Origin of the sequence: Huintestinicola butyrica (assembly GCF_025567215.1) — a bacterium.
Classification (GTDB): Bacteria; Bacillota; Clostridia; order Oscillospirales; family Ruminococcaceae; genus Huintestinicola; species Huintestinicola butyrica.
Window position 1 is genome coordinate 129,301 of the sequence record NZ_JAOQKB010000002.1, and the last position, 26,753, is coordinate 156,053.

Consider the following 26,753-nt stretch of genomic DNA (forward strand, 5'->3'; position numbering starts at 1 on the left):
CATATGTATTATCAGCTCTGCGGCAGAAGCTTGTCACGGTACCTGCCGAAAAGCTTTGTTATAAGCTTCAGTTCAAGTCCCACAAGCACTGCGGCGATTATGGTTCCTGCGCCTACGCTTCCCAGGCTGCCAATAAATATCATGCAGACCGCAAAGGATATGATGACCATTGATATATCAAATATCACCTTTACGGTGGAAAATTCTATGCCCGATGCCCGGGATATGGCGAGCATTGCGCCCTCGCCTGCCAACGGCATTATATTTGCAGGAACATAGAAGAAAATTCCTATCGCTATGAGCAGGGTGCTGACCAGCATCATGCTCAGACGGATCACGATATTCTCAGGGGTGGGAAGAAAGGTCATCAGGTGATTGCAGAACGTGGTGAATGCGCCGAACATTACTCCCACCGATACCTGAAGAAGATTTATAGGCTTAAATTTTCTGCGCAGCACTGCTATCTGCAACAGCACCAGTGCAATGTGAAATATTATGGTGGCTCTGCCCATCTCTGTCCCCCACACGCAGGTCATTGTGTATGGTATTGAGCTTACGGGAGATACGCCAAGATTGGATTTTACGGATATGGATACACCCAATGTCATTATAAACAGTCCCATAACATAGATAACTGCTCTTTTTGCCGGATCTTTATTCAATAGATCATCTCCGAACATAAAAAATAACACCGCCGACATTGCCTGCCGACGGTGTTTGTATATCTGTCAGTTATTGTGTCAATCAGAAACCGAGGATCTTTGCAAAATCATCGGAAATGGTCTTTTCAAGAGCAGCAGCTTCTGCCTTGGTAGTGCCTGTGGTGGTGTAGTAAGCCTTGATCTTAGGCTCTGTGCCGGAGGGACGAATGATAACGCTTGCGCCGTCGGTGAGCTTGAATGTGAGCACATCGGACTTGGGAAGTGTAAGCATTGTCTTTGCGCCTGTTGCGGTATCAACAGAGGTGCTTGCAAGGTAATCCTCGAAGCGTGTTACGGTAAGACCGCCGATAGTCTTGGGAGTGTTGGTTCTGAGGTCGGACATGATCTCCTTCATTCTCTCCATACCGGTCACACCCTCGCAAACGAAAGAGGACTGGCTGTGAATATATACTCCGTACTTCTTGTACATATTCTCTCTTGCCTGAATGAGGGAAATGCCCTTGGTGCGGTAGAATGCAGCCATTTCGCAGATGAGCATGGAAGCAACAACAGCGTCCTTGTCTCTTACATAGGAGCCTGCCAGATAGCCGTAGCTCTCCTCGAAGCCGAAGATGTATCTGTCTTCCTGACCCTTATCCTCCAGGAAGCCGATCTGCTCGCCGATGAACTTGAAGCCTGTAAGAACTTCGATAAGCTTAACGCCGTATTCCTTAGCGATCTTAGCTGCGATATCGGTTGTAACGATGGTCTTTACTGCAACGGGATCGGCAGGCATTGTGCCCATCTTTGTTCTCTCTGAGCAGATGTATTCGAGAAGCATTGCGCCTACTTCGTTACCGGTGAACAGCTCATAGCCGTTATCGGAAGGAACTGCGATACCAACTCTGTCGCAGTCGGGGTCGGTAGCGAGGAGAAGGTCAGGCTTTACAACGTTGCAAAGCTCCAGACCCTTTGCAAGTGCTTCCTTGATCTCGGGGTTGGGGAAGGGGCAGGTGGGGAAGTTTCCGTCGGGATATTCCTGCTCGGGAACTACGGTAACGTCCTCAACGCCTATCTTCTTGAGGATAGCTCTTACAGGCTTGTTTCCTGTGCCGTTAAGAGGAGTGTAAACTACCTTGAGTCCGCTGGACTTAACCAGATCGGTGTGGATACCCTGCTTGGATACCTCGTCAAGATAGCTGTCGATAACGGACTGAGGAATGTAGTTTATTCTGCCGTCTGCAACGCCGTCATCATAGGAGATGGTCTTTGCGCCGTCAAACATGGGAACGCTTTCGATATTCTTGAGCACGATCTCAGCTGCATCAAGTGTGAGCTGGCAGCCGTCGGAACCGTAAACCTTGTAGCCGTTGTACTTGGCAGGGTTATGGGAAGCTGTGATCATGATACCTGCGCTGCACTTCAGGTTTCTTACTGCGTAGGAAAGCATGGGAGTGGGCATAAGCTCGGTATAGATATGTACCTTGATGCCGTTTGCAGCCAGAACTGATGCTGCTTCCTTAGCGAAAACGCCGGACTTGATACGGCTGTCGTAGGAAATTGCAACAGAGGGAGATGTGAAAGCCTTGTTAACATAGTCTGCAAGACCCTGAGTTGCTCTTCTTACTGTATAAACGTTCATTCTGTATGAACCTGCACCGATAACACCACGGAGACCGCCTGTACCGAATTCCAGATCACGGTAAAATCTGTCCTTGATAGCGTCGCTGTCACCTGCGATAGACTTAAGTTCAGTCTGAAGGTCAGGGTCATCAACAGCCTTTTCGCACCAGAGTGAGTAAAGTTCCATTTCGTTCATTGTGATCACCTCATAATTTATTTTGTCTGAAAACGGCGTGGCTGAATGCCCGCCTCAATTTTCACATTCAACTCATTATACCACATTTTTTCGGTATTGCCAATAGGATTTTTGCGATTTATCATATTTTTAACATTTGAACAGCAAAGCTAACTTTCTCAAACGTTTTCATAGTACATTCTATATATCCGATGTCAAAATGTCTGATTTGCTGTCCGATTTTCCGACCAGATCGTGTGCTATAATGTAAATATGATGAACAGCAGAAAAGCTTATTCAAATCAAAGAGAGGATATGATAATATGAAAAAAATAATGTCAATAATCAGAGAATATCCCGCTGCCGCAGCCCTCTGCGTTGCCGCCGACGCTCTTGTGACAATAAGGTTCACCAGACTGTCAGCCGCCAGCGACCCCACTGCAATGACATATTTTATTGCGCTTTACGGTGCTTTCATGGGCGTGCTCATCTTCTCCGCAGGACTTGCAAGAGCTTCCGCAAAGGCTGAGGAAAAAGCTGCACAGAAGCGCAGAGAACGCCGCAGAAACGCCATTTACGCCATGCGTGAAAGAGAGTTCTACAACATCAGAACAAACCCCTGACATTCACATCAGTTGAACATATTGTTGCGTATCTCCTTGGCGGCATACATTCCCTCGAGGGTCTGGCCGGGAACATCGGGGTGAAGTCCGTCACGGAGATATTTTCCTGTGCCGCCGATCACCTCGAACTTCTCGCAGATACCGCTGTTGTGGAAGCAGTCGATGACCTGTGCGCTCATTCCGCCCGCTACCTTGCGGAGCACCTCGATAGTCTTTTCGATCTTTTTGTTATGCTCGGGTGTTGCAGTCTGGATAGGTGTGAGCACGAACACACGGCAGAGTGGGAACTCCTCCATAATGCGCTGTATGCACCATCTTGCTGCGCCTGCCTCGGTGAAAAGGTCAACGCTTTCATTGCCTTCAAGGGTCTTGCCCTCCAGAGCCTTATCGGGGCAGCCAAGGCAGTCCTCAGCGTCATTTGTGCCCATTGCAAAAGCGAACACATCGGGCACGGGAGCCTTTCCGCTCTTTACCTCTTCAATAAAGCGCTGGGTATGAACGACAGCGCAGTTGTTGGCTCTCTTCTGAAGCTCAACAGGGTCGTCAGTTTCCTCCCAGCCGTCGCTGATGCCAGCAAAATCGGGAGAAGTATAATCCTGAGTGGTAACGCTTCCGCCGCTGTACGCGATAGTGCGCTTGTACCAAACGGAGCTGCCTACGGCAACATTGTGATGTGAAGCCATTCCCAGCTCTTTATATACGTGATACGACCACTGCTCCCCTGCTGTGATGCTGTCGCCGTCCACGCCGAAATTCAGCTTTGAAAAATCCATATGAACACCCTTTCATACATATATAATATGGATATATCTTACCACTTTTATCTGCGAATGTCAAGGCAGGGGCGGTTCTCATACGGTACAGGGCCATTTTATCCGCTTGACAAAAGAGCGTGAAAATCGTATAATCATTGTAATACATCTTTATGGGAAACGCATGAAAAGCTGTTTATTTTATTTGAAAGGAGCGTGGGTCAGTCTGTCTGACCGCACATAAAGCCATGTCCGAAAAAGCCAAAACAATCCGAGAGCCATTTTTCACGCCTAAGCGCAAAAAAATCGCCGCAATATGCTCCGCAGCCGCTGTAGTGCTGTGGCTGATACTGTGGAATATCTTTCCAATGGAATTCTACTCGCTTTTCTTTGCATCACTTGTAGGAAGCAATCTGCTGCTGGCGGTCTTGGCGGCGGTCATAACCTTTCCATCGAATCTTCTTTGCAGCAAAATAACAAGGCGTGACATTTCCGCAGGCATACATCTTATCATCAACATTGTGTTTATGGTAGGCTGCATTTTTCTGTATTCTATTTTCAGATACGACGCTGTTTGGCTGCTGATTATCGGCATTGCGGCGCATATTGCGGCGACTGCCCTGTTGTTCGCCAAGAGCAAGGCTCCGCAGGTAAGTCACATCAAGGAGCCGCTGTTCGGCACGGCTAAAATGATAGCTGCGGGTATTATCTGCACGGTTCTTTCAGACTGTATTTATTATCTGCTGTTTTCGGCTTTGCTTAATATTTTTAGGGAATAATGTTCGGCGCAGAAGCGAGGGTTTCTGCGCTGTTTTTATTTATTAAGATATGATTGTGATTGGCTTTAGCTTTGTATTTTGGGCGTAATGGGTGCAAATCAGCTATCTGGAAATTGTCATAATTTTCAGTACATACCCGTGAGGGTGTGACCATCCACTTGCGAAGGAAAAGGGTGAACTGATGAAATTTCAACTCACACACCCGTGAGGGTGTGACATATTTTTCCAGTCCGAAATACCTGTCAACCTTATTTCAACTCACACACCCGTAAGGGTGTGACCATGCTAAAGACTGCTCGGGGCGAGATCGCACACCATTTCAACTCACACACCCGTGAGGGTGTGACGGGTATTTTGCGGAGCTGACGGAAATCCTCCCAATTTCAACTCACACACCCGTGAGGGTGTGACTTGAAGAATATCGGCAGGAGCAGAAGCGGCAGGAATTTCAACTCACACACCCGTGAGGGTGTGACCTGACTATTTACGGACACATTCCGTAACTTGGGGAATTTCAACTCACACACCCGTGAGGGTGTGACGAACTCCTGGGGAGACGTGCCAAAGTATGCAAATTTCAACTCACACACCCGTGAGGGTGTGACGAACGCATGACCGAATGCGTCCGTGCTATCAAGATTTCAACTCACACACCCGTGAGGGTGTGACCACACGATATCGGAGGAAAGGGACACCGCTGCAGGATTTCAACTCACACACCCGTGAGGGTGTGACTTCTTACAAATTATTATGAGGGTCAAATGAACAATGATTTCAACTCACACACCCGTGAGGGTGTGACAATAATTATTTGGAGGAATTAAATCATGTTATTAGATTTCAACTCACACACCCGTGAGGGTGTGACAGTGACGGTTATGGTGTAACTGATTATATTGTTCATTTCAACTCACACACCCGTGAGGGTGTGACCTGTCATAATCAAAATTTGATACATAGATATCAGATTTCAACTCACACACCCGTGAGGGTGTGACTTCTCTGAATATATCCCTTGCGGATAGCTTCCTATTTCAACTCACACACCCGTGAGGGTGTGACGGAGAATAATTTCCGTTGACATCTATTCTATCAAATTTCAACTCACACACCCGTGAGGGTGTGACTTGCCATAGCTAAAAGTTTAAAGCCTGCATATCTGGATTTCAACTCACACACCCGTGAGGGTGTGACTTCAATGAAATATCTCCTTGTTCCCGAACTCCACAATTTCAACTCACACACCCGTGAGGGTGTGACCAGATAAGTTATAATAAATGTGCTGGTTATACCGTATTTCAACTCACACACCCGTGAGGGTGTGACGCCACAAACTCTACCCTGTCCGGAATGCGCCCTGTATTTCAACTCACACACCCGTGAGGGTGTGACCCTATGGAGCTTCCGTGAATTTTTCAGCAGGGCAAATTTCAACTCACACACCCGTGAGGGTGTGACTTCCGCCGCCTGCTGACGTTAAAAATATTGCGTTCTATTTCAACTCACACACCCGTGAGGGTGTGACCTCCTCATTATTTTGATGATACTTTGAATATGTTATTTCAACTCACACACCCGTGAGGGTGTGACGAAAATCGTAAGACCTGCTGCAACAACACCTGCACATTTCAACTCACACACCCGTGAGGGTGTGACCGGAATTTTCAGCAGCTGTTTTATAATCGGCAACCCATTTCAACTCACACACCCGTGAGGGTGTGACTATAATTTCTGATCTAACTTCTGCTGTTCCAAAAATTTCAACTCACACACCCGTGAGGGTGTGACTATCAGAAATATTGCTGAGGTAAATCTTGTAAATTTCAACTCACACACCCGTGAGGGTGTGACCAAATCATACTTTTTAGCCTTTTCATCTTTAGATTTCAACTCACACACCCGTGAGGGTGTGACTATATAAAAAATGATATTATTATATTACAGTAATATTTCAACTCACACACCCGTGAGGGTGTGACAGGTAAAAAGATTGTTTTTGACTGGGTTGAGGAATTTCAACTCACACACCCGTGAGGGTGTGACGTCAAAATTATTGGCAAGCCTGTCACTGTCCAAATTTCAACTCACACACCCGTGAGGGTGTGACTTTCAAAACCCGAAAAACAAATAACTGTTAATGATTTCAACTCACACACCCGTGAGGGTGTGACTATAGACTTCAAGCACTTTGCAAACAATTCGGAAATTTCAACTCACACACCCGTGAGGGTGTGACCAGAGGGCGGCAATGCCCTTGTTACAGCTCTTCAATTTCAACTCACACACCCGTGAGGGTGTGACCCTACATATAGACATAAAAAGGGTCACACGCACTACATGGGGGACTATTGTGTCTCTGTTCAAAAGATGTCAATCAATTATTTGCTATATATTGGCATTTACACAGTGTTTTTTCTGCGAAGTGCACGGAAATTTCAGAACATTGAGGGTTCGCTAAACTATCAGGACACCCTCGGGATTATATGTCTCCTTGATGCCGAAATGCTCAATGTGGCGCTCCCAGTTGTTGCCAAGATAATATATCCGCAGGCTGTCTTTATTTTCGTCGATTATCTTCAAGAGTTTATCCTTGACTTTAAGGAAAGTGCCATAGTCCACGTCGATCTCAAAAACTGAATTCTGGACACGCTGCCCATAGTTCCGGCATTCCTTTGCCACCTTGCGGAGCCTTGTTTTTCCGCCTCTGTCCTCGGTGCAGACATCATAGCACACAAGTGTCATCATTATGACCGCCTCATTTCATCAGAAAGCACGGATACTCATCTATCTCGCCTCGTATATACTTTGCGAGCAAAGTGCTCTGTGCATAGGGAATAAGTCCCACGGGTATCTTTTCCTTTAGATATGTGTGAACTATCACGGTGCGCTTCTTTTCCTGCCACTGGGTTATGACCTTGCGTTTGCCGTCCTTACTGAGATAGACCGCTCCCCCGGGCTGTACTTCAAAATCATCTGCATTTACCATTTTGAGATTTATCATTGTCAGCACCAGGCGTTCGATTATACATCTTATCTCCTCGACCATATCACAGGCAAGGCTGTTGCGTCCGGGACGAAGAGCATGATAAAATCCCGCATAGCTGTCAAGTCCCACCGCTGCCAATGCTGATGCGCATGTACAGGTCGCTATGGTATAAAGATACGACAGCATTGCATTTACCCTGTCAAGAGGCGGACGCTTTGTTCGGGAAGTCATGACAAAATCTTCCTTCTGCCTGAGTATCAGCCTGTCAAAAATATCAAAATATGCTTTGGCGGCACTGCCCTCTATGCCCATGAGAGCATCTCTGTCATCGGTTTCATATGCGCTGTCGATACTGCTTTCAAGATATGCAATACAGCGGGATACTGCGCCGTCATCGTCTATCTGCGGATTATCCCTAAGCGAACGCTTTATGACATATCGGGTGTTTGCAAGCTTTGCTGCCACTGTGTTCTGCATAAGCAGTGCAGGCGGGTCGGCAAACATATCAAACTGGGCCTTGCGCAGATAGACATTGCCCTTGACCTCGCCCTCTACTCTTGCAAGGAACTCGCCCTGCGGAGAGATGAAATTCAGCGGTATCTTATATTCCACACACTTGCCCATAAGTGCAGGAGAACAGCCACGGTAGCTGAAGCAATAGATATCCTCAACATTTGAAAACGGTATCCTGAATTTTTCACTTTCATCTGTACGGCAGACGATATTCTCGCCATCAAGTGAAAGATATGCCGTTTCATCAAGCACGTACAGTGAATTAAGCAGCTTTCTTATGACATCTCCCCCTTTATCCCGCTCATTATTTCATCTCGGACATTATAGTGCACCGTTTTCGGGAAGCACACATCGTACAGCGAACAGCCCGAACATTTTACGCCTCTTGCCTTTTGGGGAATAACGCCGTCAGCAAGTATCTTTTTCATTCCCAAAAGATATTCTTTAAGCATTTTATCCCACTTTTCATACTCCGTATCAAATGGAAGCTTTACACGCCGTCTTGTTTCGGAGTAATAGATATATGCTTCGCTGTCGCATTTCCACATACTGTCGGCGCATATCTTCTGAGCAAATACCTGTATGGCATCACTGTCATGAAAATCCGCTCCCTTAGGCGGCTTCGGCTTGTATTCCACTATGCGCACCTTGTACTTGTCATCACTTCCGTCAATGCTCACTCCGTTCCTGCTTTTCACAAACTCCATGCAGTCCGTAACGCCGAAAATATCGTACTCATCGTTATACACCGCAACAGAGCTTCTTACAAGCATTCTGTCATTGGAAAACTTATGGTCTCCGCCGTGAACGTTCTCGTGCATAAGGTTTACTTTTACCACAAAGGCATTTTCAGCCCAGTCGCAGTTAAGCTCAAGCAGAGCAAACCTTCTCGGGCAATACATATAATGCTGTATTGCCCTGATGTTTATGGTCTGCTCTTCGCTCATATCTTCTCGATAAGCTCAACGCCTGAGGGCATTGTTCTGTCAACACTTATCTCATAGTCGGAAAACTTTCTGGGTGCTCCGTCGCACTTGCTTTCTGCGGTTATCTTATCAAAAAGGACAGCTGCAGGGGCATTGCCGAGAGCGCTTTCATGCTTGAAAACATAAAGCTTTCTCAGGCACATTTTTCCTCTTGCGGAGCTTCTGTCGTTTTCAAACATATTGATAATGGCAGTCCAGAGCAGCTCCAGATCCTCCTCGCTGAACTGTGTCACATTCTGCGCCAGCATTGCGGAAACATAACCTTCGGCACGGTAGAGAGCATATGGGATTATGCTCTTCCTGCCGATCTCAGAATTGCCTGACTTGTTCTGGCGCTCTTCAGTCGTCTTTGCCTGTCTTGTAATAGTGATATCCTGAATAAGCACGGGATCTATACTGCGGGCAAAGTTTATCTGAACAGGTCCCCTTACTATTCCGCAGGGATCATCGCCTGTGCTCATTACTGCGCCGAATGTTCTGACATCATAGTAATTCTTGCAGATATATTCCTGCGCCCTCTTTTCGGCATCGGCAGGCTTATCGGCGTTCTTGCCTGTAGGCATTCCAAGCTTTTCATAAGCTTCGGTGAATTTGGAGTTGAGGGAACGGTCACCCTTGATAAGAATGTTGTAGCCTTCCTTACCGTTCATGGTAAGCTCCACAAAGTTTCTTATCTTTCTCTTGATGCAAACATCGGTGACGATGCCTAAATTGGTTTCGGGGTCGATCCTGGGTGTATTGCCCGCATCGGGGTCGCCGTTGGGGTTGCCGTTTTCTACGTCAAAATACATTACAAATTCATAGCGGTTCTTGATAGCTTCCATAGTTTTCGTTCTCCTTTATTATTCATTTACTGTTTCGGGTTCTTCATTTTTATCCTTTTTGGTAAAAAAATAAGAATTCTGATGAAAATAACCTACCTGAAAATTGCCCTTATCAATAAGCGAAAGATTTGCCGGCAAATTATCTTCGATATTATCCATTATCTCGTCGATAAGTTTTGAAAAATATATTGCTCTTCCCTCGCTGAGCTTACTCAAATGAAATTTTGAAAGGTCAATAAGCCTTGGAAAAATAAGCGCAGGCCTTGACGATGCCGATGAAAAATATGCGTCCTTAATAGTACGGTTGAGCTTTACATCTGCAGCTTCCAGCTGTATCTTTTCAAGCACGGCAAAAAGCCTGCCGCAAAGATATGCCGGATTTTTGTTTTCTGGATTAAGTGCCACGGTGATCTCCTCCTTATCTCCGTTAATTCTTGCTTTTCTGTTTATAAATGCCTTGATAAGCCCTGCACGGACTTCATTTATTTTAATTTTATTATTGCTATCGGTATCACTGTCGGTGCAAACCCTGCGCACAACAGTTTCAAGCAGAGTATATGGGTAATTTGTTCCGTTGAGAATTGCCTGAAACATATCTGACTGCAACGTGGGCGATATCGGAAGATCAGACCCTTTAGCTGCTCCGGATTCATCGTTATCCTTTTTCTTACGTGCTGACGCCTTGGGCGAAACCAGCTCATTGTTTATTCTCCACAAAGGTATCTCGCCGTTTGAACCGCAAATAGCCATATCCTGCTGATGCTGCTTTACGTTGTCGATTATTTTTCCGAATTTGTTCCTTACCATAAATTTCTGGCAGATGCGTGAGCTGTTTGGCGTAAAGCCTGCAACAAAAAAATCAACTCCGTTATCAACATCTTTGTCAAGTGCCTGAGCATTTCCCGACTGTCCCTTATAATAAATATTTTCCGACACTGCCTTGACATCGGCTTTTGTCGAATCTTCGGTAACTCCATTACTGCTGTTCAAGTAGCCGTTAAACAAATCGCATTCAGCCTTATCATCATGCTTCATCGCAAAGAAAACGACTGTCATATCATCGGAATATATATGGTGCATGGGGTCGGCAAGCAGCTTATTGAGAGACGATGTGTATTTTTTCATTGCCTTTTCGGAAATGCCGCTGTTCATTGACTGGCTCTTGCCGTATGACTCAAACGCTGAGCTGTTGAAATTTACAAGCACTGCACCTACGGAGTTGCCTCCCTTTATGCCCTTTATTTTGTCGTGTATTCTTGCGGCACGAAGCCTCTCACCTTCTATGGGGCACATCATAATGCCGTCATTGCTTTCGGCAGTCTCTGCCGCAGCCTTTGCCATAAGCTTTTCATACTTGGCAAGCACAGCTTTATCTTTATGGAGCTTACATTCAGGACTGCCGTCAAGAGCAAAAATATAGTAGCTTCCCTGATATTCCTTGCCCAGCTTTTTCAGCTGCTCATTTTCCGTTTCATTCTCGGGGACCCAGTTCTTTATAAAATTAACATATGCTCTTGCGATCTCCGAGTCAATGCCGTCAAAAAACTCAAGATTTTTCTTTACAAATGCTTCATGGGATTTTCTTGCCTTACCGGTCTTGTCATCGGGCGTAAGACCGATTTTTGCATCATAATTAAGTCCGAAAATATACAGCGGTCTGTGCTCGATAATATTTGCGTCAATTCCCGTTTTCTGTGTCCTTTTGGGCAGAGAAACCACAATAGGCTTTTTAACAATTTTGACCTTGCCGTTCTTCTGAGGAACAGATTCTTCAATACGCTTATCTATAATGTCGGCCACCCTGCCGTCGGAAGTAAGCATTACCATCCAATGGACGGGCTGCTCGGACATAATGTCCGAGGCAGCTTCGCCACGTGCAGATTGAATATCATAATAATCGCACAGTGACCTTATCAGCATTTAAGTCCCTCCTCCCTGTACTTCTTCACATCAATAACACCGTTCACAATATGAGGGTGATAGTAAACCGCATCAGCCGCATCACTGAAAACAGGCTTGTCCCAGTTACCGTTCAGCGGCTTGCCGCCGTCCCTGAAATTCATCTTATAGAGCATGATGCCCAGATCCTCATCACCCATAAGCTCGTCCGATACCTGAGAATAGTCGAAGCTGTCAACAAGCTCTATCCTTCTGACAGAAAACTCCCTGTTGCCAAGCACCGGCTGCCTGAAGCACTGACCGTTCCTCAGCCTGCGCAGAAGAATGTTGTAATGCTTCTCCTCGCCCTCGTCCGCATGGTCGGATTTAAGCCCTGTCAGCTCAAAATGCGCCGATATGCCGTATTTCACGTTTCTCAGCACCATTGCCGACCTTTGCGTCCTCTGTTCGGAGGCATACATTATCGGGTCTCCCCTGCCGTTCATCTGCTGCTTTACCGCCTGATAGGATACCTTCTCTTTCAGCTCATTCCTGCGGATATTTACGTATGTTATGGGGTTGAACACGACCAATTCATCAACCACATAGCGTATTGCAGGTTTCCAATAAACGCATTTAAGAATAGCCTCCACCGCTCCGGGCGTGGGAACTTTGTAGCTCACTCTCTCCACCTTTGAAGCAGGATCGGTAAAGCAGGCATAATCGCCTTCAACTATTATTTTGATTCCGAAACTCAATTTAGATTGCTCCTTTTCGTGTTAGTCTCGTATAAGCATTTTATTATATTGATGACCTTGATTAAATTATATAACGTCAATATGTAAAAACCAATAGTAAATTTACATTGTTTTTTTTGGACATTTATATTATAATAAACATAGTCTGTACTTTGTGCAGTGAGTAGAAATGTATAAGCATTCTATCACACAAACGGTAGAGAGGAGACCCTGCGGGCTGCTGCGTAGTCCGCAGGGTCTCTGTTTATTATCATACAATGTTCTGTGCATCCAGATCAGTATTTATGTCAAGACCCATTTCATCAGTATAATAATTTTTGTTTGTAAGCAGGCACACGCCATTGCACTCGCTTATAAGTCCGCTTTTCATCAGCTCATTAAAATAAAATTTTTTCACAGGAACACTGTAATGCTGCAGCTTACGCTTGACTTTCATATCGCCCGCTCTCAGTCTGGCGATAAGCTTGGAAGCATTTTCGTCATACTCGACCACTACCGCAATGCTGTCATCATCATTTATCAGCTGAAAACTTTCGGCATATTTTCGGAAAGGTATTGACATAAGGCTCTTACCGGTGCTGCATTCATAAATGCTGTTCTTTTGGATAAGCTCATCATAATCTTCAAAAAGCCTTGAAAAATAAGTTTCTATACACTCAGGTGCTGTAATGTCGTTAAATTTTTCAAGCAGTTTTTTAGTTATATTCCTGCGTGTGTCAAAATCGCCATCATTTTTATGGGGTGTGTCATCTGCATCAAAAATATAAACGCAGCCATCGGAGCGGCTGCCCTCACGGTTGCATCGTCCGCCTGCCTGCAAAATGCTGTCAAGCCCTGCAAGCTCACGGAAAACTGTCTGAAAATCGAAGTCAACGCCTGCTTCAACAAGCGATGTGGAAACTACCGTCAGCTTCTCATCGGTCACGTTATCCGCAATATCTTTAAGGTGCTGACGTATCTTTTTAATGACCGCAGAACGGTGCTCGGGTATCATATATGTCGAAAGATGGTACTTTACGCCGCTCAGCATTTTATACAGCTGCTGAGCCTCTGCCCTTGTGTTTACTATTATAAGGCTGCTCATACTTTCGGAGGCCTTCATTACCACATTTTCAAAAGATGTTTTGCCAAGGTCTATATATTGACACTTTTTAAAATCCGCAAAATGGGTCTTGTCTGTAATAAGCTGAGTAAAATCGTTTCCAAGGTATCTGCCGAAAAGCACCGTATAATCGGGCATTGTCGCTGACAGAAATATAGCCGTGCTTCTCAGATACTTTGTGATGTACCCCACTGCACGGATACATGGCTGAAGATATTTTATCGGCAGCAGATGGATCTCATCGAATATTATCACGCTGTCTGCCAGGTTATGGAGCTTTCTCAGTCTGCTGCCCTTATAATGATACAATGACTGAAAAAACTGGACGCTGGTAGTGATTATAAGCTTGGCGTCCCAATTTTCGGCGGTATGCTTCATTTTCAAGACAGTGAGATCATTTTCATCATATTTATCGTTTTTGTTGTCCTTATCAACGTCAAAGGAAAAGTTGGAATGGTGCTGGAGTATCTCAACGCTGTCACCCAGAATTTTCTCAAATTCTTCTGCCGTCTGCTCGATTATGCTTGTGTAAGGTATTACATATATAATGCGCTTTTTGCCGTCTTTAACAGCCTTTTCAAGGGCAATTTTAAGACTGCACAGTGTTTTTCCGCTGCCTGTGGGCATATTCAGCAGCTCGACAGATGAACCGTTTTGCGCCAGCTCATACGCCTGATGCTGCAGCTCTCTTCTGGCGGTCCTGACCTTGGTATCCGCCTTAAAGCCTGACATATGAGCGTCAAGGCGTCTGAGAGCCTTCTCAAAATCGCCTGTCATGCCTCGTTCTGCCTGCATATCGCAGAAAGTCTCGGTATCAATGAAATCCGCATCGGTAAGGCACGAGAAAACATATCTGGTCATAAAAGCATATAACTCCATGTACTCACGATTTTTCTCTTTGTCACTCAGGGAACTGTGCATAATCTCATTCATGCAGGCGATGATCTGTGAATCATCAGGGGCGGAAATTGTTATCTCATTTTTATACGCCTCACCGCTTTCAAGCTTTTTTGCACGGCTGAGCCGTCCTTGCAAAGTGGGTGAATCAGGTCCGTCCGCACTTGCACCGCCGTCCGGAAGCCCCGAATGATGACCCACAATGCAGTATTGCAGAAGTGCGATGAGAATATTGCCGCCGAATAACTTTCCGCATTCCACTGCGCCCTGCACGGCGTGCTCAGTTCTTGCGCCGCCGTTTATCCGCTTCTGGAAAGCCAACGTATATTTTCCGATGTCGTGCGTAAGCCCTCCTGTATAAGCGGCTGAACCGAGAAATCCTGCGGCATATTTTTCGGCCAGCTTCGCAACATCTTCAAGATGATTTTTTACTGACTGCTCCCTGCCGTCATCTGCCTTATGTGCTATGTACTCCAATAACATCGCCTCTTGATAATTTTTAGTTGTTTGTCAACGCATATATCAGGCAAAAGCTGTAGTTACGCAGTTTATTACGTCATAATATACACATTTATCAAAGCAACAGTTGTGTTTTTATTCATATTATAACACGGTGTAGTTTTGATTGCAAGCGTTTTTGGCAATAAATTTCAAAACATTACATTTCTTTTTAAAATTTGCAAAGGCAAAAAAATCCGCAGGACTATTATCATAACAGTTCTGCGGATATCATACAAAACAAAAGCTCCTGCAATAATCTTGCAGGAGCCATTGGCGGAGAAGGAGGGATTCGAACCCTCGATGCGCTATTAACGCATACACGAGTTCCAGTCGTGCGCCATAAACCGGGCTAGGCGACTTCTCCATACTGGTTTTCTTGTTGTTTTCTGTCGTATCTCTCAGCGACTTTTATATTATAGCAGATGCTTTCAGGTTTGTCAAGCGTTTTTTGCAATTTTTTTCGAATTTTCTCAAATTATTTTTCTGAGGGACGAAAAATCACGTATTGAAGCCACTTTCTTGGATAAAAAAATTTTTTAGTGTGTCATAACAAATCTGCTTCCTTATATATTGACTATTTATGTATAGATGTAGTATAATAAAATATAACATAATGCTTCTGCTTAAAATGACAGCTTAAAGCACACATAATAAAAAATTGGAGTGATAGATCTTGAAAGCAATCTTACTGGCTGCCGGCCGTGGAACAAGAATATCAAGAATGGTCGAAAACATCCCCAAATCCACCCTGCCCATTGACGGAACACCTCTTATCAGAAGAACAGTCGTTCTTTTGCAAAGTGTAGGCATAGAATGCGTCGTTTGTGTAGGTTATCAGAAAGAACACATATATGCTGCTCTTGAAGGCTTAGATGTTACATACTACGTAAACCCATTTTATGATATAACAAACAGCATAGCAAGTCTTTGGTTTGCCGCTGAGCAAATAAATGATGACACGATCATTCTCAATGCCGATGTTTACTTTTCAAGAGAGATTCTTGATCTTGTACTGAGCAGCAATTACGACGCTGTAATGGTAATAGACAAAACCAGAACCGAGGTCGGCGACTACTTTTTCGCTACCACAGGCAATGGCTGCATTATAGAGTACGGAAAGGATCTTCCTTTAGAGAAAAGGACCTGTGAATACGTGGGCATCTGCAAGATAAAAAAATCCTTCTGTGCAGATTTCGTTGACAGAATGAGGTCACTTGTGGACAGCGGTCAGCACTCACTCTGGTGGGAAAATGTACTGTATTCCTTCACCGACAATACCGACATTCACACTATAGATGTAGATGGCAGATTCTGGTCAGAGATAGATTATTTTGATGATTACGAAAGAATACTGTCTTACATAAAATCGAAAGGAACTATGCCAAATGAGCAGCCACAGAATATATGAAGAAAAGCACGATATCGACACGGACAACACCAAAAACTTTTATGACCAAAGAGCCAAGAACATCGGCAATATGTCCAGCCCTTATGTAGCTGTGCTTCTCGGAGATCAGGACCCGCAGCACGCAGTAGATTGGAACACTTTTGAGAAGACCTTTATCCTTCCTCAGCTCAAAGTTAATAAAAGCTCTTCTGTACTGGATATCGGATGCGGAATAGGAAGATGGGCTGAATCCATTATCCCCGAGTCAGGCTATTATCTCGGAACGGACTTTTCGGGCGAAATGATAAAGATCGCTCAGCAGAGATGTTCTTTTGAAAATGCCGACTATGATTTCATAAACGTTTCTTTTCAGGAAGCGTGCAGGCGAAGCAGCGAAAAGCTTCAAAGGAAATTTGACCGTGTAGTCATCGGCGGAGTTTGTATGTACATAAATGATGCTGATCTGAAAGACTGCATAGCGGGACTTATCGACCTTCTCGATGAGCACTGCATAATGTATCTGACAGAAACCGTTGCTGTTGAAACCAGACTTACCCTTGACGAATGTCCCTCAGATGCGCTCAAAACCACTTATGACGTTATATACCGCACCCCTTCAGAATATAACGCTTACTATGAGGTCTTTAAGAACGCAGGGTTCAGGATCGTTAAGCAGGACTATCTGCCCCACCTTAACAACGAAGCAAGCTTCAGTGAGACGGACAGATGGTACACCATTCTGGAAAGGTAAGTTGTATTTATGTACTATGTTAATGAAAATATAAAAAATCTTTATAGAGTTAAATTCCACGATGAACGCAAGGATTATCTTCGCCTTGATATGAACGAAAATCCTGAGGGACTTCCCGCAGACTTTGTGGAAGAAATAAAAAAGAAAATCACACCTGAATTTATTGCTTCATACCCTGAAAAGGACAGATTAGCAAAGCTGTTATCAGAACATAATAATATTCCCGCTGAGTGTATCTCCATAACCTGCGGCTCGGATGAAGCTATGCGGTTGATTTTCCAGTGTTTCGGTGAACAGGGAAAAGAACTGCTTACCGTTACTCCGACATTTGAAATGTACGATGTATATTCAAAAATGTTCGGAATGGGTCATGTCATGGCTGAATACAATGAGGATTACAGTTTATCTGTTGACAAGGCTTTAGATCTGATAACAGAGAACACAGGGTTGGTAATACTGCTCAACCCCAACAGCCCAATAGGTGCTTGCTGGAATGACGCTGACGCAAGGGCAATAATCGAAAAGGCAGCATCTGTCGGCGCTGTAACAGTTGTTGATGAAGCCTATCATTATTTCTATCCAAATACTTTTATGCCACTCATAAATGAATATGACAATCTTCTGGTGTTAAGAACTTTTTCAAAGCTGTTTTCCTGTGCAGGACTCAGGATCGGATATGTTTCCGGCAATAAACAGCTTATTCATTACATAGAAAACGCAGAATCAACATTCAATGTGAGCAATGTTGCTATTCTCTTTGCGGAAGAGCTTATCAAACGTCAGGACATGATAGAAAAGCTTCAGGAGATTGAAAAAACAGGGCGTGAATACCTTACATCAAAGCTGAGCGAACTCGGATATAAGGTTATTTCCAAAGAAGGAAATTATGTTTTATTTATGCCCAACAAGCCATCAACCGATATTGTTTCAGCCGCCAAAGAGCATGGAATACTTATAAGAGACTATTCCAAAGGCATACTAAAAGGCTGGGTGCGTGTTTCCACAGGCAGTATCGAATGTATGCAGAGATTTGTTGAAGTGCTTATCAAAATCGACACGCAAATAAAATGATTTTTTGCCAAAACTCCGTATTCCGCCTGCAATTTTCACATTATACACCTGAGCATTTAACGCTCATTTGATTGACCTCCATTGATTTTATTTCTACAGCTTCCATGCCGTAGTTGTATTATATCAATGGAGGTTGTTTTTTGATAAAGCCTTACTTCATAACTGCATATAATGATAAGCCAAATATAAAAATAATAGATCTCTCATCATTGACTAATCCCCCAAAATATGATATACTATTAAAGATATGTCTATCACAAAATACCGCAGGGACGGCATTATATTATACAGGAGGTCACTACCTTGAAAGAAATGAAAAAAGACGCAAAGCTTGAAACCAAATGCCTGCACGCAGGCTACACCCCCAAGAACGGCGAACCCAGAGTTATGCCTATCGTTCAGAGCACTACATATGTATATGATTCCACCAACTCTGTTGCGGACGTTTTTGACGATCCCACACTGAGCCTTATCTACTCCCGCTTTGAGAACCCCACCACCGATGCTGTTGAAAAGAAGATAGCTGCTCTTGAAGGCGGCGCAGCTGCAATGTGCACCTCCAGCGGTCAGGCGGCTTCCCTGCTGTCTATCCTGAACATCTGCGAGGCAGGAGACAGCTTCATTGCTTCCTCTTCCATTTACGGCGGAACTATCAACCTTTTCGGCTTCACCCTCAAAAAAATGGGCATTGAGTGCATCTGGGTAGATGTAAATGCCACCGAAGAAGAGCTGAATGCCGCTTTCAAGCCCAACACCAAGTGTGTTTTCGGCGAGACTATCGCAAACCCCGCTCTCACCGTATTTGACATTGAGCTGTGGGCAAAGGCCGCTCATGCGCACAATGTTCCCCTTATCGTTGACAACACCTTTGCAACTCCCGTTCTTTGCAGACCTATCGAATGGGGCGCTGATATCGTTATTCACTCCACCTCAAAATATATGGACGGCCACGCTGTTCAGGTAGGCGGCGTTATTGTTGACAGCGGCAAGTTCAACTGGGACAACGGCAAATTCCCTTGTCTCTCCGAGCCTGACGAGAGCTATCACGGTACTGTTTACACCAAGCAGTACCCTGTGCCCTACATCACAAAGGCAAGAATGCAGCTCATGAGAGACTTTGGCTGCTATCCTGCTGCTCACTCATCTTTCCTGCTCAATCTGGGACTTGAAACACTGGCTGTACGTATGCCCGTTTACTGCTCCAACGCAATGAAGGTGGCTAAGTTCTTCCAGAGCTGCGACAAGGTGATATCCGTTTCCTACCCCGGTCTTGAAACAGATAAGTACCACGACCGTGCCAAGAAGTATCTCCCCAACGGAACCAGCGGTGTAATCTCCTTCTCCATCAAGGGTGGAAGAAGCGAGGCTGTAAAGTTCATGGATAATCTGGAGCTTGCTTCCAACGAGGTACACGTTGCCGATATCCGCACCTGCGTTCTTCACCCCGCTTCTGCAACACACCGTCAGCTCAGCGATGAGCAGCTTGTGGCAGCAGGCATCGACGGCGGACTTATCCGCTTCTCTGTAGGCCTTGAAAATGTTGACGACATCATCGCCGACATCAAGCAGGCATTTGACAGAATGTAATTGTATTGTGATTTGTGAGGTCTTTACTATATGAACACAGTCTATGAAAGCCGTTTTGACAAAATATCGGGAATGATCGGCAAGACTCCCCTGCTGGAGATCCATTTCACCTACAAGGGCGAGCCGAGGCGCATTTTTGCCAAAGCCGAATACTTTAATCTTTCGGGAAGCATCAAGGACAGAGTTGCTTTTCACATCATGAAGAAAGCTTATGAAAAGGGTGAGATCGCCCCTGACGACATAATTGCGGAAGCCACCAGCGGAAACACAGGCATTGCCTTTTCCGCTATGGGCAGCTATCTTGGTCACAAGGTAGTCATTTATATGCCCGACTGGATGAGCGCCGAGCGCATAAATCTGATGAAGAGCTTCGGTGCGGAGGTTCGGCTGGTATCCCGTGAGGAGGGCGGCTTCTTAGGCTCTATCGCCATGACGGAAAAGCTTGCGGAGGGCGGCGGAGTATTTCTCCCCCGTCAGTTCTCCAATGAGGACAACACCGAAACCCATTATCTCTACACAGGTGAGGAAATATCCCGTCAGCTGGCGGCTATGGGACTTAAAGCGGACGGGATCGTGGCAGGTGTGGGCACAGGCGGAACTGTAATGGGCATCGGCAGACGGCTCAGGAAAGACAATGCCGACTGCAAGGTATTCCCTCTGGAACCCCTTAACTCCCCCACTCTTTCCACAGGCTACAGGGTCGGCAAGCACCGTATCCAGGGCATTTCCGATGAATTTATCCCCGATATACTGAAGCTTGACGAGACTGACGCTGTTGTTTCCGTGGACGACATAGACTCTATCATAATGGCTCAGATGCTCTCACGCAATTTTGGCATTGGCGTAGGAATTTCCTCGGGCGCAAATATGCTGGGCTGTATCCTTGCGCAGGAGAAGCTTGGAAAGGACAGCACTATAGTGACCGTTTTTGCGGACGACAATAAGAAATATCTGTCAACCGATTACTCGGAAGAGTTTGAGGTGAAGGAGGAATATCTCACTCATGATATCGTCCTCACAGATGTTATCGCACACCGCTATGAATGATATTTTAAAAAGCTGCGAGCTTTGCCCCCGCCGCTGCGGAGCCGACAGGACAAAAACTGTGGGATTCTGTGGCGGCGGAGTTCTCCCGAGGCTTGCAAAAGCGTATCTGCATATGTGGGAGGAGCCGTGCATTTCGGGCACAAGAGGTTCGGGCACGGTGTTCTTTTCGGGCTGCAGCCTTAAATGCTGCTTCTGCCAGAATTACAGGATATCCGCCGAAAATTTCGGCAAAGAAATTCCGGTAAACCGTCTTGCCGAGATATTTCTGGAGCTTCAGGACAAGGGTGCGCACAACATAAATCTGGTAAGCGCCACCCATTATGTTCCCCAGGTCATCGAGGCTCTGGATCTATGCAAGGGCAGGCTGAATATTCCCGTGGCATACAACAGCGGAGGCTATGAGCTGCCCGAAACTATAGAAATGCTGAGAGGGTATGTGGATATCTTCATGCCCGACTTCAAGTATTATGACAGTGAGATATCGGAAAAATACTCTGCTGCAAAGGATTATTTTTCATATGCTTCGGCGGCCATCGGCAAAATGATAGAAATTGCGGGCAAACCTGTTTATGACGAAAACGGACTGATGAAAAGCGGTGTTATTATCCGCCACATGGTGCTGCCCTCCCACAGAAAGGATTCCGAAAAGATACTGCGCACCATTGCCGAAATGTACCCGAAGAACAGCTATCTGCTCAGTCTGATGAGCCAGTACACGCCGTTTTACAAAAGCTGCGAACACAAGGAAATAAACAGGCGCATATCCACCTATGAATATGAAAAGGTGGCTCAGGTGGCGGCAGAGCTGGGATTTGACGGATTTATGCAGGAACGTTCCTCTGCCAAGGAGGAATACACTCCCGATTTTGACCTGTCGGGAATTTGATTTGGAGGTAACAAATTGGAGATAAACGTACAGCTTCACAACGAATTTAACGTAAAGCAGGAATACATAGACAACATCATAAACTTTCTGGACAGCGGCTGCACCGTTCCCTTTATCGCACGATACAGAAAGGAATATCACGGCACTCTCGATGACCAGACTATCAGGCTTATTTCCGAGCGCCTTACATATCTGAGAAATCTGGACAAGCGCAGGGAAGAGATAACAAACTCCATCACCGAGCAGGGCAAGATGACCCCTGAGCTGGCGGAGGCTATCTCCAATGCGGCGGCTCTGGTTGAGCTGGAGGACATTTACCGCCCCTACAAGCAGAAGCGCCGCACAAGGGCTTCCATTGCAAAGGAAAAGGGTCTGGAGCCTTTGGCGGAGCTTATCATGGCTCAGAACACAAAGGCCGAACCCTCTGCCGAAGCTGAGAAATACATCAGCGAGGAAAAGGGCGTATCATCTGCCGACGATGCTATTGCAGGTGCCTGCGACATTATTGCGGAAACATTTTCAGATGACGCTGACCTGAGAAAGCGCCTGAGAACACTTTTCAACGTCCGTGGCTCAGTTTCCGTATCAGGCAGCGAGGAAAAAGACCCTGAAGGCACTTACAGGAATTACTACGAATACTCCGAGCCTGTGAGCAAAATAGCAGGTCACAGAGTGCTTGCCATTGACCGTGGCGAGCGTGAGGAAAAGCTGAAAGTCAGCATCGTGCTCCCTGAAGGCGACGCTGAAAAAATTATCCTCGGCACATATGTAAAGAACGGCAGCCCATGCGGAAAGCTTGTGGAGGCTGCCTGCCTTGACAGCCTGAAACGTCTGATATACCCCTCCGTTGAGCGTGAGATACGTGCGGAGCTTACCGACAAGGCAAGCGAATCGGCTATAAAGGTGTTTTCATCAAACCTCCGTCAGCTCCTTATGCAGCCTCCAGTAAAGGGCGAGATAGCACTGGGCGTTGACCCCGGTTTCAGGACAGGCTGCAAGCTGGCTGTAGTTGACAGCACGGGCAAGGTGCTTGACACAGGCGTGGCATATATCACCACAAATGAAAAGTTCAAAGTGGAGCAGGGCAAGAAGAAGATCACGGAGCTTATAAACAAGTACAACGTTTCCGTTATCGCCATCGGCAACGGCACGGCTTCGAGAGAGTCCGAGCAGATAGTTTCCGAGATAATCAAGGGGCTTGACCGCAAGGTTTCCTACATGGTGGTATCCGAGGCGGGAGCTTCCGTTTACTCCGCATCAAAACTGGCAGCGGAGGAATTTCCAGATTACGATGTATCGCTGAGAAGTGCGGTCTCCATTGCAAGGCGCTTGCAGGATCCTCTGGCGGAGCTTGTAAAGATAGACCCCAAGTCCATCGGCGTTGGTCAGTATCAGCACGATATGCCCAAGGCACGGCTTGATGAAGCGCTGGGCGGCGTTGTGGAGGATTGCGTTAACTCCGTAGGCGTTGACCTGAACACAGCTTCACGCTCACTTATGACCTACATTTCGGGCATAAACGCTACAGTTGCCAAGAACATAGTCACATACCGTGAGGAAAACGGCGAGTTCACCGACCGCAAGCAGCTGATGAAAGTCCCCAAACTCGGTGCAAAGGCATTTGAGCAGTGTGCAGGCTTCCTGCGGGTAATGGGCGGCAAAAATCCTCTGGACAACACCTCCGTTCACCCCGAAAGCTACGGTGCGGCAAAGAAGCTGCTTGAAATATGCGGCTTTACTCTGGCTGACATCGGCAGCGAGAAAATGAATACCGTTGCCGAGGCTGCCCGGAAGCAGGGTCTTGACAAGATATCCGAGAAAATAGGCATAGGCGTGCCCACTCTCCGTGACATCATCAAGGAGCTGGCAAAGCCGGGACGTGACCCCCGTGACGAGCTTCCCCCTCCCCTGCTGAGAAGCGGCGATGTTATGGAGCTTAAAGACCTGAAACCAGGCATGGAGCTTATGGGCACGGTGCGAAACGTTATCGACTTCGGCTGCTTTGTTGACTGCGGCGTTCATGAGGACGGTCTCGTTCACATCTCCCAGATATGCAACAGATTTATCAAGCACCCTCTTGAAGCGGTAAAGGTCGGCGATGTGGTAAAGGTATGGGTACTGGACGTTGACCTGAAAAGAAAGCGTCTCTCCCTGACCATGCGCCCCGACAGAGCGCCCAAATCCATAAACTGAGCAACTGAAATCAAGCAAAATACAGCTTTCTCCGATATAATAAGATTACAGCAGCTGTAAAAAAGTCACAGGAATGAAGGACGGTAAAATGTACGAGTGGCATAAAAATATGCAGACCATTGTTGATGAAATAGACATCTGCATAAAAAACAAGGACGATGAAGCCCTGACACTGAAACATCTGGCAGACAGGCTTGGGTATTCGGAATTTTACTTTTCAAGGAAATTCAGTGAAATATCGGGCATGAAGTTCAAGGATTATCTGCGGTACAGGAAGCTTGCTTTTTCGCTCATCGACCTGCGTAACACTGACTGCGGCATACTTGAAATTGCGCTGAACTACGGCTTTTCCTCTCATGAAGCGTTCACCCGTGCTTTTAGGGAAGCCTACGGCATCACGCCCAGCCAGTACCGCAGAAAGCCTGTTCCCGTTGTGCTGCGTACAATTATACGCCCATTTGACTGCTATCTTACAGAAAACGGAGAAAATGATATGCCATATTCAGACGGAACGGTAAAGACCTATTTTGTAACTATCCCCGCACACAAATTCCTGCATATCAGGAACTACGAAAGCATCGGCTACTGGGATTTCTGGCAGAAGCAGAGCCTTATCAAGGGTCAGGACTTCGATACGATATGTGGCCTGCTGAACAGCATAAAGGGCAAGCTTGACGATGTGGGCGGCGACGAAGACAACAGCGGAAGCGGTCAGCTCATGGCATTCCTGAACACCCCTGAGGGCAGGATATGCAGCTGGGGCATTCCCCTTGCGGAATGCTACGGCGTGCGTCTGCCTGCGGATTATAACGGCCCTGTGCCCGAGCAGATGATACTTTCGGATATTCCTGAGGGAGAGTACATAGTTTTCGAGCACGGTCCCTTTGATTTTGAGACGGAAAATGCCATTGTGGAGCAGCACATCGAAAAAGCTATGAAAGAGTTTGACTACCGGTCCACGGGCTACTGCCTTGACACGGCTCCCGGCAGGATATTCTACTTCTATCACGACTGCAAGCGCTTCTGGAAATATGTAAGACCTGTCAGAAAAGCATAACAAAAACGCCCCCGAAAGCACGAAACTTTCGGGGTTGTTTTATATTCCGCATATTGTGAAAACCGTGTTATTTTCAAAGCACTCCTCTGCCCATGGGGACAGCTGAGAAATGACATTCTCCCACTGCACCGAGCCTTTCGACAGCTCTTTAAGCTTTTTAAACTCGTCGGGGCTGACCTCTGTAAGACCGTAATAAGAGAAATTCGGCAGGGCTTTTGTAAAAAGCTCTGTCAGGCTGAGGCTGTCCCATATATCCGCATGGATACAGACAGAATCATCAAGCCAGCATTTGTTGTGATAATGCCCTTTCTGAAGCTCAAAATAAAGGGTGCTTCGGGAGCTTCTGCGTTCAGCTTCACTTATAAAATATCTCATATCATCACCGTATAAAAAAGGTCATCTCACTATGCTCGGAGATGACCTTTTGATGTTTTTAAATCAAAGATTGATGAAGTAATCAATAAGAGAGGGACCCTTTTCGATGAAAAGTCCTGTTTCCTTTGCAGACTCCTCGTTGAAAGAGGCTACGCCCTTTACAGGTGCGCTCTTCTTGTAGATGAGGAAAGGAACGGGGTCGGAAACGTGAGTTCTCAGAGCAAGAGGTGTGGGGTGGTCGGGAAGTATCATTATCTTGTAATCGTCATACTTCTTATCAAGCTCGGGGAGCATATAGCCCAGAACGTCCTTGTCGATTATTTCAAGGGACTTTACCTTGTTCTCGATCTCGTGTCTGTGACCGCACTCATCGGGAGCTTCCATGTGAACATAAACAAAATCACTGCCGTTTGCAAGAGCGTCAAGAGCTGCCTGAGCCTTGCCCTTGAAGTTGGTGTCTATGTAGCCTGTTGCGCCCTCGACCTCGGCAATATCCATGCCGCCGAACTTTGCAATGCCCTTTAAAAGGTCAACTGCGGAGATCATTGTGCCCTTGAGACCTGTCTTCTTGGTGAAGTTCTCCAGCTCGGCACGTCTGCCCTCGCCCCAGAACCATACGCAGTTTGCGGGGTTAAGACCTCTTGCGATTCTGTCCTTGTTGATGGGGTGGTCTTTGAGAAGCTCAACGCTCTTCTTCATCATATCATAGAGCTTTGCGGCATTGGGGTGCTTGGGAACATAGTCTCTTACAACTCTGCCTGTGATGTCGTGAGGAGGTGTGAGAGGAGCAAGGTCGGTAGTTCCGCCGTGCCAGATAAGGCAGTGACGGTAGCTTACGCCGCTGTAAAGGTCAAATTCCTCGTTGTTGAAATGCTCTGCAAGATAGTCAACGAGAACCTTTGCTTCTGCTGTTGAGATATCGCCTGCGCAGTAGTCAACGAGGGTCTTGTCCTCGAAGTTAGGCTCATCGGAAACGGTAACAAGATTGCAGCGGAAGGAAACGTCATCAGCGGACATATCAATGCCGATGGAACCTGCCTCCAGAGGGGAACGGCCTGTGTAGCAAACAGCAGGGTCATAGCCCAGAACGGAAAGGTTTGCAACATCTGAGCCGGGCTTAAGACCGTCGGCAACGGTGCGTACAAGACCCACAGTAGATTTTGCAGCAAGCATATCGGTATTGGGTGTAACGGAGCGACTCATGGGAGTGCCGCCGTCAAGCTCGGGCAGAGGGTAATCTGCCATGCCGTCGCAAAGTAAAACGATGTATTTCATATAATTCTCCAATCCGCCGCAGTGCGGCTGAAAATAAGGGCAAAAGTCCTGTTTATCTTATTTTAGCATATGCAAACAAAAAATGC

At 46.2% G+C, this 26,753-nt stretch carries 23 protein-coding genes, 1 tRNA gene and 1 CRISPR repeat array; of the genes, 11 read left to right on the forward strand and 13 right to left on the reverse strand.

The genetic code is table 11. The annotated features are described in order from the left end of the window. Nucleotides 1-11: 11 nt before the first annotated feature. Nucleotides 12-662, reverse strand: coding sequence for a YczE/YyaS/YitT family protein (locus tag OCV68_RS02830; protein WP_317259196.1), 651 nt, complete (start codon nt 660-662; stop codon nt 12-14). Nucleotides 663-744: 82 nt separating this feature from the next. Continuing rightward, a complete protein-coding gene (locus tag OCV68_RS02835) occupies nt 745-2,460 on the reverse strand; it encodes a phospho-sugar mutase (RefSeq protein ID WP_147621432.1) in 1,716 nt (571 codons plus the stop codon). Nucleotides 2,461-2,762: 302 nt separating this feature from the next. On the opposite strand from OCV68_RS02835, the gene OCV68_RS02840 reads away from it, so the two are divergent. Continuing rightward, nucleotides 2,763-3,062: a hypothetical protein gene (locus OCV68_RS02840; RefSeq protein ID WP_022475422.1), complete on the forward strand. Its 300-nt coding sequence runs from the start codon at nt 2,763-2,765 to the stop codon at nt 3,060-3,062. 8 nt (nt 3,063-3,070) lie between these two features. On the opposite strand, the gene OCV68_RS02845 is transcribed toward OCV68_RS02840, so the two are convergent. Next, nucleotides 3,071-3,835 carry an SGNH/GDSL hydrolase family protein gene (locus tag OCV68_RS02845; RefSeq protein WP_022475423.1) on the reverse strand — a complete coding sequence of 255 codons (765 nt, stop codon included), beginning with the start codon at nt 3,833-3,835 and terminating at the stop codon, nt 3,071-3,073. A 227-nt stretch (nt 3,836-4,062) separates the two neighbouring features. Here OCV68_RS02845 and OCV68_RS02850 point away from each other — a divergent pair, with 227 nt between their 5' ends. Beyond that, entirely contained in the window at nt 4,063-4,593 is a 531-nt protein-coding gene (locus OCV68_RS02850; protein WP_022475424.1) for a hypothetical protein, read from the forward strand. A gap of 186 nt (nt 4,594-4,779) precedes the next feature. Then, a CRISPR array of direct repeats spans nt 4,780-6,894; the repeat unit is 31 nt; unit sequence ATTTCAACTCACACACCCGTGAGGGTGTGAC. Between the two features lie 153 nt (nt 6,895-7,047). On the opposite strand, the gene cas2 is transcribed toward OCV68_RS02850, so the two are convergent. From cas2 to OCV68_RS02890, 8 genes are all read right to left on the reverse strand, one after another. Continuing rightward, the gene (gene cas2 / locus OCV68_RS02855; protein ID WP_262570557.1) at nt 7,048-7,338 is read right to left on the reverse strand and encodes a CRISPR-associated endonuclease Cas2; all 291 of its coding nucleotides are present in this window, start codon (nt 7,336-7,338) and stop codon (nt 7,048-7,050) included. Between the two features lie 10 nt (nt 7,339-7,348). Beyond that, entirely contained in the window at nt 7,349-8,344 is a 996-nt protein-coding gene (cas1, locus tag OCV68_RS02860) for a CRISPR-associated endonuclease Cas1 (RefSeq protein WP_394803489.1), read from the reverse strand. Between the two features lie 23 nt (nt 8,345-8,367). After that, complete coding sequence (gene cas4 / locus OCV68_RS02865) at nt 8,368-9,039, reverse strand: CRISPR-associated protein Cas4 (RefSeq protein ID WP_262570559.1); 672 nt, start codon at nt 9,037-9,039, stop codon at nt 8,368-8,370. Beyond that, nucleotides 9,036-9,902, reverse strand: coding sequence for a type I-C CRISPR-associated protein Cas7/Csd2 (cas7c, locus tag OCV68_RS02870; RefSeq protein WP_262570560.1), 867 nt, complete (start codon nt 9,900-9,902; stop codon nt 9,036-9,038). The genes cas4 and cas7c overlap by 4 nt, the downstream gene beginning before the upstream one ends. A gap of 18 nt (nt 9,903-9,920) precedes the next feature. Beyond that, nucleotides 9,921-11,822 carry a type I-C CRISPR-associated protein Cas8c/Csd1 gene (gene cas8c, locus OCV68_RS02875; protein WP_262570562.1) on the reverse strand — a complete coding sequence of 634 codons (1,902 nt, stop codon included), beginning with the start codon at nt 11,820-11,822 and terminating at the stop codon, nt 9,921-9,923. Further along, complete coding sequence (cas5c, locus tag OCV68_RS02880) at nt 11,816-12,538, reverse strand: type I-C CRISPR-associated protein Cas5c (protein ID WP_262570565.1); 723 nt, start codon at nt 12,536-12,538, stop codon at nt 11,816-11,818. The genes cas8c and cas5c overlap by 7 nt, the downstream gene beginning before the upstream one ends. 250 nt (nt 12,539-12,788) lie before the next feature. Further along, nucleotides 12,789-15,014 carry a CRISPR-associated helicase Cas3' gene (gene cas3, locus OCV68_RS02885; RefSeq protein ID WP_262570567.1) on the reverse strand — a complete coding sequence of 742 codons (2,226 nt, stop codon included), beginning with the start codon at nt 15,012-15,014 and terminating at the stop codon, nt 12,789-12,791. Between the two features lie 295 nt (nt 15,015-15,309). After that, nucleotides 15,310-15,402, reverse strand: a tRNA-Ser gene (locus OCV68_RS02890). 309 nt (nt 15,403-15,711) lie between these two features. On the opposite strand from OCV68_RS02890, the gene OCV68_RS02895 reads away from it, so the two are divergent. From OCV68_RS02895 to OCV68_RS02935, 9 genes are all read left to right on the forward strand, one after another. Next, a complete protein-coding gene (locus tag OCV68_RS02895) occupies nt 15,712-16,446 on the forward strand; it encodes a phosphocholine cytidylyltransferase family protein (protein WP_147621246.1) in 735 nt (244 codons plus the stop codon). Next, entirely contained in the window at nt 16,424-17,176 is a 753-nt protein-coding gene (locus tag OCV68_RS02900) for a class I SAM-dependent methyltransferase (RefSeq protein ID WP_262570571.1), read from the forward strand. The genes OCV68_RS02895 and OCV68_RS02900 overlap by 23 nt, the downstream gene beginning before the upstream one ends. Before the next feature lie 9 nt (nt 17,177-17,185). Then, nucleotides 17,186-18,247 (forward strand): pyridoxal phosphate-dependent aminotransferase, encoded by a 1,062-nt coding sequence (locus tag OCV68_RS02905; protein ID WP_262570573.1) that lies wholly within the window; start codon nt 17,186-17,188, stop codon nt 18,245-18,247. Between the two features lie 140 nt (nt 18,248-18,387). Further along, entirely contained in the window at nt 18,388-18,582 is a 195-nt protein-coding gene (locus OCV68_RS02910) for a hypothetical protein (protein WP_262570574.1), read from the forward strand. Beyond that, entirely contained in the window at nt 18,560-19,834 is a 1,275-nt protein-coding gene (locus OCV68_RS02915) for an O-acetylhomoserine aminocarboxypropyltransferase/cysteine synthase family protein (protein ID WP_262570949.1), read from the forward strand. Before OCV68_RS02910 ends, OCV68_RS02915 begins: the two co-directional genes overlap by 23 nt. A gap of 30 nt (nt 19,835-19,864) precedes the next feature. Then, nucleotides 19,865-20,881, forward strand: coding sequence for a PLP-dependent cysteine synthase family protein (locus tag OCV68_RS02920; protein WP_262570576.1), 1,017 nt, complete (start codon nt 19,865-19,867; stop codon nt 20,879-20,881). Beyond that, nucleotides 20,838-21,767, forward strand: coding sequence for a radical SAM protein (locus OCV68_RS02925; protein WP_262570578.1), 930 nt, complete (start codon nt 20,838-20,840; stop codon nt 21,765-21,767). The genes OCV68_RS02920 and OCV68_RS02925 overlap by 44 nt, the downstream gene beginning before the upstream one ends. Before the next feature lie 15 nt (nt 21,768-21,782). Beyond that, on the forward strand, nt 21,783-23,960 hold the full coding sequence (locus OCV68_RS02930; protein ID WP_262570581.1) for a Tex family protein: 2,178 nt from the start codon (nt 21,783-21,785) through the stop codon (nt 23,958-23,960). 88 nt (nt 23,961-24,048) lie between these two features. Beyond that, a complete protein-coding gene (locus OCV68_RS02935; RefSeq protein ID WP_262570951.1) occupies nt 24,049-25,017 on the forward strand; it encodes a helix-turn-helix transcriptional regulator in 969 nt (322 codons plus the stop codon). Nucleotides 25,018-25,056: 39 nt separating this feature from the next. On the opposite strand, the gene OCV68_RS02940 is transcribed toward OCV68_RS02935, so the two are convergent. Together OCV68_RS02940 and OCV68_RS02945 are read right to left on the reverse strand one after the other, a co-directional pair. Beyond that, on the reverse strand, nt 25,057-25,392 hold the full coding sequence (locus OCV68_RS02940) for a hypothetical protein (RefSeq protein WP_262570583.1): 336 nt from the start codon (nt 25,390-25,392) through the stop codon (nt 25,057-25,059). 63 nt (nt 25,393-25,455) lie between these two features. Next, a complete protein-coding gene (locus OCV68_RS02945; RefSeq protein ID WP_022475438.1) occupies nt 25,456-26,667 on the reverse strand; it encodes a cofactor-independent phosphoglycerate mutase in 1,212 nt (403 codons plus the stop codon). Nucleotides 26,668-26,753: the final 86 nt, after the last annotated feature.

What these genes read in the sequence shown, in the direction of transcription:
- OCV68_RS02835 (WP_147621432.1), bottom strand. Translation starts at nt 2,460, where the DNA reads ATGAACGAAATGGAACTTTACTCACTCTGGTGCGAAAAGGCTGTTGAT.
- OCV68_RS02840 (WP_022475422.1), top strand. Translation starts at nt 2,763, where the DNA reads ATGAAAAAAATAATGTCAATAATCAGAGAATATCCCGCTGCCGCAGCC.
- OCV68_RS02845 (WP_022475423.1), bottom strand. Translation starts at nt 3,835, where the DNA reads ATGGATTTTTCAAAGCTGAATTTCGGCGTGGACGGCGACAGCATCACA.
- OCV68_RS02850 (WP_022475424.1), top strand. Translation starts at nt 4,063, where the DNA reads ATGTCCGAAAAAGCCAAAACAATCCGAGAGCCATTTTTCACGCCTAAG.
- cas2 (WP_262570557.1), bottom strand. Translation starts at nt 7,338, where the DNA reads ATGATGACACTTGTGTGCTATGATGTCTGCACCGAGGACAGAGGCGGA.
- cas4 (WP_262570559.1), bottom strand. Translation starts at nt 9,039, where the DNA reads ATGAGCGAAGAGCAGACCATAAACATCAGGGCAATACAGCATTATATG.
- cas7c (WP_262570560.1), bottom strand. Translation starts at nt 9,902, where the DNA reads ATGGAAGCTATCAAGAACCGCTATGAATTTGTAATGTATTTTGACGTA.
- cas8c (WP_262570562.1), bottom strand. Translation starts at nt 11,822, where the DNA reads ATGCTGATAAGGTCACTGTGCGATTATTATGATATTCAATCTGCACGT.
- OCV68_RS02900 (WP_262570571.1), top strand. Translation starts at nt 16,424, where the DNA reads ATGAGCAGCCACAGAATATATGAAGAAAAGCACGATATCGACACGGAC.
- OCV68_RS02905 (WP_262570573.1), top strand. Translation starts at nt 17,186, where the DNA reads ATGTACTATGTTAATGAAAATATAAAAAATCTTTATAGAGTTAAATTC.
- OCV68_RS02915 (WP_262570949.1), top strand. Translation starts at nt 18,560, where the DNA reads ATGAAAAAAGACGCAAAGCTTGAAACCAAATGCCTGCACGCAGGCTAC.
- OCV68_RS02920 (WP_262570576.1), top strand. Translation starts at nt 19,865, where the DNA reads ATGAACACAGTCTATGAAAGCCGTTTTGACAAAATATCGGGAATGATC.
- OCV68_RS02925 (WP_262570578.1), top strand. Translation starts at nt 20,838, where the DNA reads ATGATATCGTCCTCACAGATGTTATCGCACACCGCTATGAATGATATT.
- OCV68_RS02935 (WP_262570951.1), top strand. Translation starts at nt 24,049, where the DNA reads ATGTACGAGTGGCATAAAAATATGCAGACCATTGTTGATGAAATAGAC.
- OCV68_RS02940 (WP_262570583.1), bottom strand. Translation starts at nt 25,392, where the DNA reads ATGAGATATTTTATAAGTGAAGCTGAACGCAGAAGCTCCCGAAGCACC.
- OCV68_RS02945 (WP_022475438.1), bottom strand. Translation starts at nt 26,667, where the DNA reads ATGAAATACATCGTTTTACTTTGCGACGGCATGGCAGATTACCCTCTG.